The following is a 14,380-nucleotide window of genomic DNA, read 5'->3' as shown; positions in this document are numbered from 1 at the left end:
GCAGGTTTTACCCGCTGTACCTTTGTTTCATAATCATTTAAAACAAAATCAGTATGGCACTCAAGTATATAGTAAAGAAAACAGTTTTCGGGTTTGATAAAACCAAAACGACAAAGTATGTAGGCCGCCCTCTGTCGGCAGGCACAGTGAATTATTCCGCTCTTTGTGATCAAGTAACCAAACTTGGTATAGTAGTCCCTCGTAGTGTGGTAAGGATGGTTATCGACAGTTTGGTCGAAGTGTTGGAGTATAATTTGGCCAATCATATGTCGGTGAAGCTAGGTGATTTCGGTACGTTACGTTTGGGGTTCAGTTGTAAGAGCCAGGATAGCGAAGATGCTGTGAATGCGGAAACATTGCGCCACCGCAAGATTATCTTTACCCCGGGTGCTTCTTTCAAGAATATGCTTCGCGATGTCAGTATCCGGAAATTTGAAATCTCTAAAAACAACGAAACCGGTTTGGGGAGTGGTAGCTCAGGAAGCCATCCGGGAAACGAAGGGATTTCATTAGAGTAGACGATTTGTTAAAGTATCTGAAATATTGCCGTTTTTGAAAAGCAGTGAGACGTAGGAAAAAAGCTCCTTTTATGAGTTGTTTTGAGATTAATAAGCTGTTTATTAGGTTTTTATCATATTTAGATATCTTACTCTCACTGCTTTTTACTCCTTTGAGCATAGTATACCTTTGCAGTGTAATCGATTACTCATTGAAAAATAAAGAATTCATTATATCCTTTTTTTATAATCATTTAATAATTACAAGTATGGCATTAAAGTATGTAGTAAAGAAAACAGTCTTCGGGTTTGATAAAACCAAGACAGTGAAGTATGTAGCCCGTCCATTGTTGGCTGGAACAGTTGGTTATTCTGCTCTTTGCGATCAGGTAACTAAAGTAGGAATGGCGCCGCGTGGCGTAGTGAAAATGGTGACCGATGGCCTGATCGATGCGATCATGTGGAATCTGGAAAATCATTTGTCGGTGAAGCTGGGTGATTTCGGGACATTCCGTCCTGCTTTCGGTAGCAAGAGCCAGGATAGTGAGGAAGCCGTGAATGCGGAAGCTTTGCGCCACCGCAAGATCATCTTTACCCCGGGTGCTTATTTCAAGGATATGCTCAGCGAAGTAAGTATTCAGAAGTTCGAAATTCCAAAAACTGATGAAACCGGTAGCGGTTCAGAAGGTGGTGGCGGTTCCGACCGCCCGGAAATCGAATAGGTTCTATTGGAGTAAGTAACAAGAATGTGTCAAAACCGGAGAATGGGTTTTTGACACATTCTTTTTTATGTGAAGTATTTACAATGCTTGTATCTCGGCTTCGGTCAGGCCTGTTGCATGGGTGATGGATGGCAGGTCCATTCCCAGGCGTTTGAGACGGACGGCTACGCTTTTGATACCTTCGGCAAGTCCTTCGGCTTTCCCTTTCTCAATTCCTTTTTCCAATCCTTCTTCATATTTGGTCTCCATGCAGGCATATAAATCCCTTTCTGTCGACAAACTGAGTTCGTAAGCCAGTCGTTCGTCAGGGGTCATGCGTTCGATTTCCACAATGCTTTTCAGCTTCTGGAAAATCTGCTCGTTCAGTTCCTTGGGTAATCGTTCCATGATCTCAATGTTATTTAGTACAAATAAAAACTTCTTATATAATGTATCACATTCGGAGAGTCTCAGGTTAAACTTAGGCATCTCCAGATAAATTTCCATCAGTGTATCGCTGAAAGGCTCTTTCAGTTCCCGGTCCATCCGAATGATGTCCCATCGGTATTTCGCCGGATGTTTACGGTCCATGATGTAGTTTAAAAAACAAACGACATATACACGGTTCACCGCATAGTTCCAGCGAAGTCGCTTCGGCTTACTGCTGTTTCCTTCCTGCTCTTCTTTCAACAACTTCAATTCCTGTTCCAACTGCTCTTTGGCGTACGTCGCCTGTTGCTGGATGGCAAAAGAAGCATAATACAAAACTCTGTCGGAGAAGTATTTCTGGGAACTTTTCTGCATTTCCACGATGATCAGTTCATGTTTGTCTGTTTCGCAGAAAATGTCGAAAACGGCTTTACGATCGTTCCGGCATATTCCCAGGGCTTCTACATTTCGGAAAGTGATGTCGGTAATCGTTTCGTTCAGCAAACTGTTCAGGAACCTGATGATCATGTCTTTGTTGATTTCATTCCCGAAAATTCTTTTAAAGCCCTCATCGGTAAAGGGATTGATAAACTTCTCCTTCGGAGGGAAAAACTCTTCATTCATAGCTAAGAAAATTAAATTGGTTTTTGCCAGCTATCGCCTTGATAGCATGGCGATGCAACAAATGTATGAATTATTCGTGAAACGGATGCTATACCATGTGTGATTTATATTTATAACAGTACGACATTCTTAGAGTGTGATCTGTAAAAGCATATCTTTTATCGGATTTGTGACGAATGGAAGTCGGTATTTCTATCCGCAGTCGGTATTTCTATCAAAAACGGTAAATATGGTAGATTTACCCTATTAACTTGAAAGACTTGCCTATTATTGAAGATAATCGGAATAACTACTTTTGTAAACGTTGAAAATTTTTCTTTTTATGTAGATTTGCAGGGTAGAAAAAATAATAATAATAATGTATATGAAAAAAGTACTTTTCCTCTTTTTGCTTTTGGCAGGTATGACGAATGTCTATGGACAGAAGTTTGCGGTGAAGTCAAATTTACTTTATGATGCGACTGCTACCATAAACCTGGGAGTGGAAGTAGGGTTGGCTCAGAAATGGTCGTTAGACCTGTCGGGTAATTATAACGGTTGGATGCTCGGTGACGAAGCCCGTTTTAAACATTGGTTGGTTCAGCCGGAAGTGCGCTACTGGCTATGCGAAAAGTTTAACGGACATTTCTTCGGACTGCACGCACATTATGCTGATTATAATGTAGGCGGTATGAAAATTCTGGGTAGTAATATGGAGAATCATCGTTATCAGGGAAATCTCTACGGGGCCGGTTTATCTTATGGTTACCAGTGGCTGTTGAGTAGCCGGTGGAGTATGGAAGCTGTGATCGGTGTGGGTTGGGCTCATCTGGATAATGATAAATATCCATGTGCAGTATGTGGTACGATCGAAAAAAGTGGAACCAGAGACTACTTCGGTGTGACGAAAGCTGCTCTTTCTTTTATCTATTTCTTTAAATAAGCAGGACGATGAATAAGAAAATGAAAAATATATATATACTGGCAGCAGCACTGGTAGTGCTTTCTCCGGCTGCAATGGCACAGAACGGTGTACTATCGAATGCGGTGAAAGTAGTTTGTAATGATGCGGTGCAACGGGGAGATTCGCTTTACCTGGATGCGGTCATTACTTTGAATAACAGTTCCGTTAAAACATGTAAGTCGCTCGAATTGACGCCGGTGGTGGAAGTCGGTGACAAGAAAGAAGGTTTTCTCTCTGTATTGCGTAACGGGCGTATCCGTCATAAAGTATATACCCGCGAGATCAAATTGAATAACCTGGTGGAAATACCGCATTATAGTGTGGCAAAGGTGAACAAAAACCAAACGGAAGAGGTGATTCGTTACCAGGCCGCTATCGGTTGGGAAGACTGGATGAAGGATGCGAAGATTTCGCTGGCAGCCGATCTTTGCGGTTGCGGACAGGAAGATGCTAATAAATTGTTGGTAACGGATCATATCCGCCGCCGTCCGGATGCACGCTATGAGGTACAACCTACGCTGGCGTATATAACACCGGTAGCAGAAACGGAAAAACACCGTGCAGAAGTGGGTACGGCTTATCTGGACTTCCAGGTGGGCAAGTCACAGATACTTCCCGATTTCCGGAATAATGCTGCAGAATTAGATAAGATCAATAGTACGATCCGTTCGGTGACGTCGGATAAAAATATTACTCCGAAAGGTATTATGCTGAAAGGATATGCTTCTCCGGAAGGCTCCTATGCTTCGAACGACCGCTTGTCTGATAACCGTGTGAAAGCGTTGCGGGATTATATTCGTTCAAAAAATGATTTCCCGCAGAGTTTCTTTACATTAGAAAATGAGCCGGAAGATTGGGCTGGTTTCAAGACACAGGTTGTGGCTGATTCGGAGGTGCCTGCACGTGATGAGGTACTCGGTATTATAGCTAGTGATCTGCAGCCTGACCAGAAAGAGGCCAAATTACGCGCTTTGAAAGGTGGATCGGCTTTCAGTTATGTATTGAAAAATATTTTCCCGTCATTGCGCCGTTCGGAATACCGTATCGACTATACGGTCCGCGAGTTCACAGTGGAAGAAGGCCGTGAGATTATCAAAACACGTCCGCAGCAGTTGAGCCTGAGCGAAATGTTTGCCGTAGCCAATAGCTATGAAACAGGAAGCAAAGAGTATAATAATGTATTTGAAATAGCTGTACGTATGTATAGCTCTGATCCGGTGGCGAATCTGAATGCTGCTAATATCTCTATAGGAAAAGGCGATTATGCCGCTGCAAAAAATTATCTGTCGAAAGCCGGTGATTCAGCGGAAGCGATCCATGCCCGTGGTGTTTTGAAATTAATTGAAGGTGATCTCGATGGAGCTGAAGTGTTATTGAAAAAGGCAAATGATGCCGGTGTGATAGGAGCAGCTAATAATTTGAGAGAATTGCAGAAGAAAAGAGATGACAATGCTCTGTTTGATAGTTTCAACGCACATAATTGATACATACACCGTGTGAGATTGTTATAAATAGAGTCTATTTTTGCATTGGAATGATTTATGAAAAAGCATAAAAGTAATAATATGGAACATGCTGCACAAGTCGAGAACGTTTTAGTGAACGAGATCAACAACCGGAACGGAGTACATCTCTATCTGGAAGGAAACAAATGGTGCGCCTATGAACGTTCCGCTTATTATCTGGCTCAGCTGAAAGTGCCGGTTGTAATAAAGAAGGAAGTAGTTCGTGACGGATATGACGTGATTTTGTTGAAAGCTTTTTTTGAAGTGGACGACATGCGTTTGCCTCTTGCTCCGAAAACTATTTTGAAACAAGTGGCTGATGATAAACTATTATTTCAGCTGAACGATCAGATAGACGGCTTCCCGGAATGGAAAGCTTGTCAATTGAATAAATTACCAGCATAAAAGGTGAAGCCGTGAGGCTTTGGTTAAGTATACTAAGTTGTAAAATTGAGGGTGTATTAAGTCCCCGGAAGTGAGTGGTTATCCTTCCGGGGCATTTTTTTTAATTGAGAATTGAAAATTAGAGAGGGGTTTGGAAATAAACGATCAGCCGGGCATCCGGAGAAAGGGTGAGGATAAATTCCGTTCCAGTCGCTTCGTTGAGGCTGCCTTGCCACCAAGATGTCAGACGGCGGCGGGTGATGGGCCAGCGGAGACCTTCGGTTGTTATTTCTCCGCAGGGATACATGGAAAAGATAGAGATTTGTTGGCCGGGTGTGCATGGCAGTGTTGCTGTTTGTAGCACGGGAACAAAACGGCCGTAATCGGAAATCATTTCTACCTGATCGAATAAAGGTGCGTAATCTGTCAGCAACGATATATTTCCCAGTGTATGGTCTTCGCGCAGCCCGGTAGCTCCCAGGATCAGTAGGTTCCGGAAGCCTGAAGAGTGGGCGAAACGTACGGCTTTAGTGAGGTCGTTTATTTCCTGGTCTTCTACCGTATGGATGCGGTCGTCATATAGTTGCAACATTGCGGGGGGGATGCTGTCGAGGTCGCCGACGATAGCTGTAGGGATCAGTCCCCGTTCATACAGGTTCTGCACTGCCCCGTCGCATGCAATGATGGCCGGTGCGGATTTTAAAAGTTCCAACGGCCCGGCTGTTTGCGGAAAACTACCGTTAGCAACCACTATACAATCATAAGATGTTGTCATTTGTATTTATTCCTTTCTTTTTCCACGTATAATATCCGACAATAGCTAAAATGCCGTAGCAAATGTACAAAAACATAGTAGGATATAAGCCGCGCAGATAATAAAGATAGACGGATACGAAATTGACGATAACCCAGAATATCCAGTGTTCGATAATACGGCGCGCCAACATCCAGGTGGCAACGATTCCGACGGAGGTGGTGAATGCATCGCCCATAGGGATCGGAGAGTCTGTGAAATTGTGGAGTATGTAATAAAGCAGAGCGTATATGGCGAGGATAGCTGATGCTATCCCCGCGAATAATGACCAGGTGATATGACGGTAGAAAATTGTGTCATCCGGGACTTTTTCTTCGGAAATATTTTTTTCTGCGCAGGTCCATTTTCTGAAACCGTAAATGCTGATGGCAACATAGTAGATATTCAGTCCCATATCGGCATATATTTTAGAGAAGAAGAAAACAAAAACGTAGACCAGTGAGGTCATAAAACCGACAATCCACATTGCTTTATGCTGTCTGATCTCCAGTAACAGGTAAAGAAAACCTGTTATGACACCGAAATATTCCAGTAGTTGCTCCATTTTTTCAGAATTTGAATGTTACTCTTGCCATGACATTTGTACCTGCCTGGGTGAAATAGCCGTCATATTTGTGGACTTTACCTCCGCTGATGTAGGTGGAAACCCAGGCGTTTGTTTCATATTGTTCGTTAAAGAGGTTGTTGATCGTAACATCAACTCCAAGCTCTTTGATGAATTTTGGTTTGAAGACATATCCAACACGCAGGCTGTTCACAAAGTAAGGATCGATCGAACGGTCTTTGGTGGAAGTGTTGTCGATGTACTGACGGCCTACGAACTGTGAGTTGAAACTCGCGGAGAATCCTTTCAGATTGAAGTCGAACATACTGTTGGCAATGATACCGGGGGAGAAGGCTATATCTGTTGTTCCCAGGTATTCGCTAGCCTGGCCACCGTTATCATAATCGTCCATAAAATGAGTATAGTCTTTTATTTTGTTACGGCTTAGGGTAACGTTTCCGTTCCAGTCCAGCCAGTGAGTGATACTTACACCTCCGGTCAGTTCGATACCCATACGATAACTGTCTTTGATATTGCTGGTCAGAGCCTCACCGATTTCGCTGATTTTGCCACTAAGGATCAACTGATTGTTATAATCCATAAAATAGAGGTTGGCACCGACACGGAAACGCTCGTTACCGAAGCTATAACCGGCTTCATAATCGTACAGGGTTTCGTGTGCGGGACGTTCATGGGGTTTGGCTTCCGTGAAATTGTCGCGGTTGGGTTCCCGGTTGGCAACGGAGAAGGAGATGAAAGCATTATGGCCGTCTTTCTGGAAATTGATGCCCGCTTTCGGGTTGAAAAAATTCCAGTGCTTGTCTACATCGACATCACCGCGGGCTTTGTCGTCACTCCCTTTAATGGTATAATGAACACCGCGGTATTGCAGGTCGAGATATCCGTTCAGATACGGGTGGAATCGGTAGTTGCCTTTTACATAAAAGTTATAGTCCAATTTGTTTCCTCTGTTACGGTAATATTCGTAGTCTGGCTGTGGAAGTGCTTCTCCGCTCTTTACCCACATGACACGACCGAAATGGTCGCCTACATATTTGTTTACAGCCGAACCGAAACTCATCTGAAGACGTTCGGAACGGTAGTTTGCACTGTAGACAACGCCATAGAAATCATTATCCAGCCATTTACGGCGGACGAGGTCTGATTTGCGGATGGTATCGCCTTTTCCGTTTATGTATTCGGGTAATTGGTATTTTTCGAAATCTGAATCTGCTTTATAATCTTCGTAATACCCTTCCCCATGTGTATAATGGAGAGTCAGGTTCATGTTCCATAGGTCACCCAGGCGTTGGCTGGCCATCAGATGATAGTTCTGTTGCCAGTAATTGTCAGTCTGGTTGTTGTAAAACTTTTTGACTCCCTTTTCTTCGTATTCTCCGCACGGATTGTAGGTTCGGTCGCTGTTCAGAAGAGAGGAGGGAACGCCGTTCCATGCCTGATACGTCTTCTCTATATTTCCGAAAGTATGGAAACGGACCAGCGTGTTATCTCCGTAATAAGTACCGGAACCGAAGTAAGAATGCATATTGGCTTTTGCCCGGTCGATATATCCGTCACTTTGTACATTGGAATAACGGGCATCGAACACGAAATGGTCATGGAGTAATCCGGTTCCCAGCTTCACTGAGTTTTTAACGGTTCCGAACGAACCTGCCGAAAGGGAATATTCGGCATAAGGTTTCAGGTCCGGCTTCTGTGTCTGCATGGCAACGGTAGCCCCGAAGGCTGCGGCTCCGTTAGTGGATGTTCCGGCTCCGCGTTGTATCTGTATGTTGTTGACAGATGAGGCAAAGTCGGACATGTTCGCCCAAAAGACCGTATGTGATTCGGAGTCGTTGACCGGCACGCCATTTACTGTGATGTTGATACGGTTGGCGTCTGTTCCGCGGATACGGAAACCGGAATAACCGATCCCTGTCCCTGCATCCGAAGTCATGATGACAGACGGAGATTGAGAGATCAGATAGGGAATACTCTGGCCGTCGTTTTTGCGGGTGAGTTCGTTTCCGGATACTTCGCTGTAGGCTACCGGAGTCCCTTTGGCTACCCGGGTGGCTGTGACGACTACTTCGTCCAGCGACAGATCGCGTGAAATTTTTAAAGAATCGACAGGATCCGGTTGATTTTCCGCTGTGGCCCATGTGGCCAGCGAACCGGCAATAAATAATAATACACTTTTCATCCTTTTTACCTTATTGTTTAAAAACTGATAAATGAATAGGAGAGGAGTGTTGTGTGAAGAAGTATACCATGTTTTACAATTCCCTTCGGCGGCATTATCCGTATCAGGTAATATGGGTATAATCTCAGCCTGCGGTACGTACGATATTCGGTACGCTGCAAGCACCCCTTTGTATTCGGATGGCAAAGGTAAGGAAAGTTAGGGGATTGTACAAATGATAAAACCGCCGCGAATCACTTCGGGGCGGTTTCTGTTCCACAATCTACCATCAATTATGTTGTAATTATTTACTGTGGATATTTTCTGTATGCTATTCAATCGTTGTATACCATGTACTCTTCATCCAGTTCAGCGGAGTGTACCAGGAATCTTCCTTACCTCCCAGGTGGGCATTCAGATTATCCGAGTTATAGTCTTTTTCGTCAGACGGATACTGGATGCGGTCGAGAGGCAGGGGAGTGGCAACGGACTGGTTATCACGTTTGAAATAAATTTCCGGATAACCGGTACGGCGAACGACGTTCCAGGCTTCATATTCCTGGATTGCGCCATGATGTATCCAGCGTTGTGTCAGAATACTCTTCTGAGGATTGCTGGCATCCCACTGTGTTTCGGCATACGCTTCTACGACAGAAGCGGACGGAGCTGTCAGTGCATCGCGGAAAGTTCCTGTAGAATTCAGGTCGAAATAAAACTCGGTAGAGAGTTTCATTGCATTTATGAATTCACTTTTGGCATTGCCGCTGGCCCAGTTGTTGGCATAAGCTTCCGCCTTCATAAAAGAAACTTCGGCAGCTGTCATCCAGAGACCAGGGAATCCCGGGTTACGGGTGAAGGTCGATGTATCCAGTGCGGCGTAATATTTAGCAGTACCGTGTGTCGAGATACTCAGGTTCGTTTCCTGGTCCGTAATGGTTTCTTTCGGGTCGAGGCCGATATACTCGTTGTTCCAGTTACTGTCGTATAACACTTCCAGACGAGGGTCTTCATTGTTTGTGTTTGCATTTAAGGCACGTTGCATAGCACCTGACATGCGGTTGTAGCGGGTGTTTTCGATTGCGTTCTGCAGGTCACGGTCGAAGTCGAACTGATCGTCGTCGGTCTGTGGTACAGTGATATTATCTGAATTGACATCTACCATAGGATAAGTTCCCGGGTTTTCCAACATCGTCTTGATCGCTGTACGGGCTTCGTTGACCAGATCGCCGTTGGAGGCAAGATGGGTAGCAACACGTAAACGCAATGAGTTTACATATTTCCGCCATAAGGAAACATCTCCGTTGTTTACGTAATCTTCTGCGCTCAGGAAAGTACTGGCATTAGATGGAAGCGAACGGCCGTTAAGATATGTATTGACTTCGTCCAGGTCGGTCAGGATCATCCGGTACAAATCGATGTCCGAATCGTATTTGGGTTTGGAGGTCGCAACATTCCCGGTTGCCCATAATGTACCGGCTTCAGAGAATGGAACTCCTCCCCAGGCAGAACACACTTCATACAATTGTTCTTCCATCACAGTACGTCCCAGCAGGAAGAAGATACGGTAATCTTCTTTTTCTTCTTCCGGAAGATTATTGAATTCGCTTTCCAATACTCTGAACTGAGTCAGTGTATTGTAGAAGTTTCTCCAACGTTCGTTGAAATAACCCTGTCCGGCACCGGCAAAGCGGTCCTTGCTGTTTGTATGGCCGATAACGCCGGAGAACAGGCCGGAAGTGGTGGAAGATACATAGTATCTGTAATAAACCGGATTCATCCATGTATTGGAGGCTTGCCAGACACCGACCATTAAAGCCGGACATGTCACCTTTTGCGTTTTCGACGGATCCTGGTATTGGTCCGTAAATTTGTCGTCACTGCAGGAAAACGTTGCCAGTAAGGCTGCGCATCCGAGTGCGAGTGCATATATTTTTTTCATAAATCTTTCAATTTTATTATTCTATATTTATTTCGTCGATTAGAAGCTTGCACGTACTGAGAAGCCGAATGAACGTGTTGTGGCTGTAGAACCGCCAATCTGTGCCTGGCTGATCCAGGTCGTTCCGTCAGTACATTCCGCATCGAATTCTTTCAGGCTCTTATAGAAGTAGAAGAGGTTACGACCGTATACGGAAACCATCAGGTTTTTGCAGCCGAATTTGCTGGTGATGTTTTTAGGTAATCTGTAACCAAGGCTCAATTCGCGCATTTTTACATAAGAGTTTTTCTGTATCGCATTTTCGTAAGTGATATTACCGGAATATCCCCATCCATATTGGTTGTAATAGACTTCACCGGCTGTAATGATCGTATTGTTTTGACTGCCGTCCTGTTTAACACCCGGCTGGATAACACCATTATCGTAAACCATATTGCCGTTCACTGTTGTTCCGGCAGCCTGGTCGGTCAGGTGACGTTTGGAGGGGTCTGACAAGTCGTTGCCGTCTGCATACCAGGTAAGACCGCCACGGGATGCGTCACGGTTGTCCAGCGTACAATCCAGGATACCCAGTTCTGTCATGTACTGGTAAGGCAAGTTCATTACATCACCGCCAATACGGAAGTCGATTGTTGCATCCAGATAGAAGTCTTTGTAGTTCAATGATGTACTGAATCCTCCGACTACTTTTGGCATGGCATTTCCTGCTTTCTGGCGCTCTGTATAGTCTACGATATACAAACCGTTGTCGTCAACGATTTTATTACCGTTTTCATCTTTTACCGTTCCATATACATACCAGTCACCCATCGGGCGGCCTACGGATGATTGAAGCACTGCTGCCCCGTTATCCACTGTAGAATGGTCGATAGAGCTGACGCCGTCGATCAGTTTGGTTACTTCGTTCTTATTCCATGCCCAGTTTGCACGGACATCCCATGTCCAGTCTTTGGTTTGAATAGGAGTACCGTACAGAGACATTTCAACACCGCGGTTTTTCAACTCGCCGACGTTCATCAGGATGGAAGTACCTCCCGAGGAAGCAGACGTCGTAGTCTGAAGGATCTGATCTTTCACCACATTACTGTAGAAAGAAAGTTCGAAACCTAAGCGGTTGCCGAGGAACTTGTTTTCCCAACCTAATTCGAATTCATACTTTTGTTCCGGCTGTATCTCGTTGTTTCCAAGAGATTGTGGAACCTGGTTGTAAATATAGCTTCCGACTGCACTCTGGTTGTAACCGGTGGCGGCTCTGTAAAGTTCAGGTGCGTTACCTACCACACCGTAACTGAGACGTATTTTACCATAATCCAGCCAGCTGGGGTTGAGGTCTTTCAGCAAGGATGAATAAATGATGCTACCGTTGACTGAAGGATAAACGAATGTGTTGGAGCCAGGGGCCAGCGTGGATGATTTTTCCTGGCGAACAGTACCTTCCACATAGGCCCAGCTGTCATAACCGAATGATGCTGTGGCGAAGAAGGCTTGTTTTAACAGGGATGCTTTTTTCATGCCGGGGTTTGCCGGTGTTAAACCTGAAGAGTTCAGGTGAAACCAGTTTTCAACGCTCAGACCGCCGCGGGTACCCACGGATGTGTCGTACTGATTTTCCTGGCGGGCAGACCAACCGGCATTTGCGCTGACATTGTATTTTTCGGCAAATGTACGGTCAAACATCAACATAAGGTCGCCGTAGTAGATTTCATACTTGGAGTTTTTCAACCCATAGTATCCGGTGTAATTGCCCGGCTGTCTGAATACGTTCGGGGTTTCTGTCGAGTTTTTGCTTTCGATTACGTTGTATGTCAAGTCGGTTGACAAACGTCCGCGTGCGGTCAGACCCGGAATTATTTCCCATGATGGCGTCACACTGGCGATGAAACGGTTGTTGTCTTCCAACTGTTCTTTGCCGAAGATATTCCAGAAATATTCGGTTGCCATCTGATAGCCTGCCGGATTCCAATCCCATGCTTCATCTGGGGTCAATGTGTTGCTGTTGTAGTTTGTGTTCATGTAGCCGAGACTGGTCACTGTGCTGTTCTTTAAAGCTGCGATATCATCGTAACCGGTGAACATACCCTGATAGTTTGTCAGCAATCGGCTGATACGGTAAGCACGGTTCTTTACATGCTGGCGCATATAGTTGGCCGAATAATCTACTTTTAAGTTTTTCAGGATATTGGCGCTACCAGATAATGCAAAGTTGTGCTTGTTGTTATGTGAGTTCAACTGCGTAGGAGTATTGTCTACATAAGTGTAGGAGAAACGCAGATTTCCTTTTTCCGTACCGTTGGTAATAGCCAGGTTATAAGTCTGGTTGATACCTGTCTGGAAAACATCGTTCCACTGGTTGTGGTCGATAGGTGCATGGGTACGGGTTACTCCGTTCCAGTTGTATAACTGTGTCGTGTAGTCGTACGGACGTCCCCATGAATAATACGTGTTACGCGGACTGATCACCTGGTTACCGTTCCGGTCGGTACGGGTGTTCTGGAATCCGGTCTGTTTCTCAAAATCACTGGCGGTGGACAATAGCGCATTATCATAGCCCGGCCCGAATTCTTTCTGGATATTGGGCATGTAGGCTACTTTATCAAAGCTTAAGTTTGCACTGAAGTCTACACCCAGACCACTTTGTCCTTTACCACTTTTGGAGGTGATCATTACAACACCGTTAGCAGCTTCCGAACCGTACAGGGCTGAGGCGGCAGCCCCTTTCAGGATGGAGATACTTTCGATATCTTCGGGGTTGATATCGACCATACCGTTCGATTCTACACGCTGGTTGGTCCAGTATCCGTCTTTGTTGGCGTCGCCGTTGTGAATGGGCACACCGTCCATCACGATCAATGGCTGTGTTGTACCGGTGATAGACGACAGACCGCGCACTGAGATGGATACAGAAGAGGTTCCACCACCCGGAGCAGCCTGTATGCGCACACCGGAAGCCTTACCATACAATGATGTGGCGAAGTCGGGAGTTCCGGTTTTGATCAACTCTCCGGCATCGATTGTACTGACTGCATACCCCAGCTTTTTGGCATCTTTCCTGATACCCATGGCGGTAACGACTACTTCGTCCAGCTTCTGAGTATCTTCAGAAAGTTTGATAGAAAGAGAAGATTGGCCGGTATATGGCATCTCTCTTGTGGCATACCCGATGAAAGATATCTGGATGATATCTCCATTCTTTACACCGTTCAATGTAAAATTACCATCATTGTCGGTAATAGTTCCATTTGTGGTTCCTTTCACAACTACAGATGCTCCGGCAATCGGGCCGAAATCATCTTCTACAGTACCGATGACTTTCCCACTCTGCTGGGAAACTGCGGTTTCATGTTTCTCTGGCGCTAAGTCAGCATATGCACTTACGGGAAGTGTCATCGCTCCTGCGACAAGAATCAAACTGACAGGTTTGAAGTTTTTCAACATAATAATTGATTTTATTAATAAATGAGGCTCTCTCTTGGTCCCCTTCTTTTGGCTTTTTACTCTATTTTGTTTAAAATGTGTATAGAATGCTTTAGATTCTGACGTTTAAATCTGGCGTGTTCATAGTTCTAAAAGAACTAATGTATTCTTGTTTTATTAACCATTGAAGACTAATGTCTATATATTCAGTTAGTTATGTTGTTGTTTAAATGTATTGTATATTTGATATACCGGATGTAGGATCCTAGTAGATATTTCCAATCCGGTCAATTTATATATATTGATCTGTTTTTTTTGAAAAAATACCGGTTTTTGATAGTGAATTGTTTATTAAGAAGAGGAGAACAGGCAATTTGTCGTATTCTGTTGCCTGGTTTTTCTAC

At 44.6% G+C, this 14,380-nt stretch carries 11 protein-coding genes and 1 riboswitch; of the genes, 5 read left to right on the top strand and 6 right to left on the bottom strand.

The annotated features are described in order from the left end of the window. The first annotated feature begins 53 nt into the window (after positions 1 to 53). Together DWX23_RS05305 and DWX23_RS05300 are read left to right on the top strand one after the other, a co-directional pair. Positions 54 to 518, top strand: a complete 465-nt coding sequence (locus DWX23_RS05305; protein WP_122373697.1) for a DsbA family protein — start codon at positions 54 to 56, stop codon at positions 516 to 518. Between the two features lie 248 nt (positions 519 to 766). Continuing rightward, positions 767 to 1,219, top strand: coding sequence for a DsbA family protein (locus DWX23_RS05300; RefSeq protein ID WP_122373696.1), 453 nt, complete (start codon positions 767 to 769; stop codon positions 1,217 to 1,219). Between the two features lie 78 nt (positions 1,220 to 1,297). Here DWX23_RS05300 and DWX23_RS05295 read toward each other — a convergent pair whose 3' ends face one another. After that, positions 1,298 to 2,251 carry an Rpn family recombination-promoting nuclease/putative transposase gene (locus DWX23_RS05295; protein WP_122373695.1) on the bottom strand — a complete coding sequence of 318 codons (954 nt, stop codon included), beginning with the start codon at positions 2,249 to 2,251 and terminating at the stop codon, positions 1,298 to 1,300. A 364-nt stretch (positions 2,252 to 2,615) separates the two neighbouring features. On the opposite strand from DWX23_RS05295, the gene DWX23_RS05290 reads away from it, so the two are divergent. From DWX23_RS05290 to DWX23_RS05280, 3 genes are read left to right on the top strand one after another with little or no spacing between them, the layout of a single operon-like run. Beyond that, positions 2,616 to 3,173 (top strand): DUF3575 domain-containing protein, encoded by a 558-nt coding sequence (locus DWX23_RS05290; RefSeq protein WP_122356914.1) that lies wholly within the window; start codon positions 2,616 to 2,618, stop codon positions 3,171 to 3,173. 8 nt (positions 3,174 to 3,181) lie between these two features. Beyond that, on the top strand, positions 3,182 to 4,678 hold the full coding sequence (locus DWX23_RS05285; protein ID WP_122373694.1) for a DUF3868 domain-containing protein: 1,497 nt from the start codon (positions 3,182 to 3,184) through the stop codon (positions 4,676 to 4,678). A gap of 57 nt (positions 4,679 to 4,735) precedes the next feature. Further along, positions 4,736 to 5,104: a hypothetical protein gene (locus DWX23_RS05280; protein ID WP_229801087.1), complete on the top strand. Its 369-nt coding sequence runs from the start codon at positions 4,736 to 4,738 to the stop codon at positions 5,102 to 5,104. Positions 5,105 to 5,222: 118 nt separating this feature from the next. Here the strand turns inward: DWX23_RS05280 and DWX23_RS05275 are convergent, their stop codons facing one another. From DWX23_RS05275 to DWX23_RS05255, 5 genes are all read right to left on the bottom strand, one after another. Further along, positions 5,223 to 5,858, bottom strand: coding sequence for a thiamine diphosphokinase (locus DWX23_RS05275; protein ID WP_122373693.1), 636 nt, complete (start codon positions 5,856 to 5,858; stop codon positions 5,223 to 5,225). Then, the gene (gene pnuC / locus DWX23_RS05270) at positions 5,842 to 6,441 is read right to left on the bottom strand and encodes a nicotinamide riboside transporter PnuC (protein ID WP_122373692.1); all 600 of its coding nucleotides are present in this window, start codon (positions 6,439 to 6,441) and stop codon (positions 5,842 to 5,844) included. Before pnuC ends, DWX23_RS05275 begins: the two co-directional genes overlap by 17 nt. Positions 6,442 to 6,445: 4 nt before the next feature. After that, a complete protein-coding gene (locus tag DWX23_RS05265) occupies positions 6,446 to 8,644 on the bottom strand; it encodes a TonB-dependent receptor (RefSeq protein ID WP_122373691.1) in 2,199 nt (732 codons plus the stop codon). A gap of 62 nt (positions 8,645 to 8,706) precedes the next feature. Then, a riboswitch (TPP riboswitch) is annotated at positions 8,707 to 8,823 on the bottom strand. Positions 8,824 to 8,954: 131 nt separating this feature from the next. Then, positions 8,955 to 10,562, bottom strand: a complete 1,608-nt coding sequence (locus DWX23_RS05260) for a SusD/RagB family nutrient-binding outer membrane lipoprotein (RefSeq protein ID WP_122373690.1) — start codon at positions 10,560 to 10,562, stop codon at positions 8,955 to 8,957. A 39-nt stretch (positions 10,563 to 10,601) separates the two neighbouring features. Next, entirely contained in the window at positions 10,602 to 13,997 is a 3,396-nt protein-coding gene (locus DWX23_RS05255; protein WP_122356867.1) for a SusC/RagA family TonB-linked outer membrane protein, read from the bottom strand. Positions 13,998 to 14,380 lie beyond the last annotated feature (383 nt).

The sequence above is a fragment of the Parabacteroides sp. AF18-52 genome (assembly GCF_003479145.1).
Classification (GTDB): domain Bacteria; phylum Bacteroidota; class Bacteroidia; order Bacteroidales; family Tannerellaceae; genus Parabacteroides; species Parabacteroides faecis.
The sequence above is the reverse complement of the archived record's forward strand: the minus strand, read 5'-3'. Positions and strand labels throughout refer to the sequence as shown.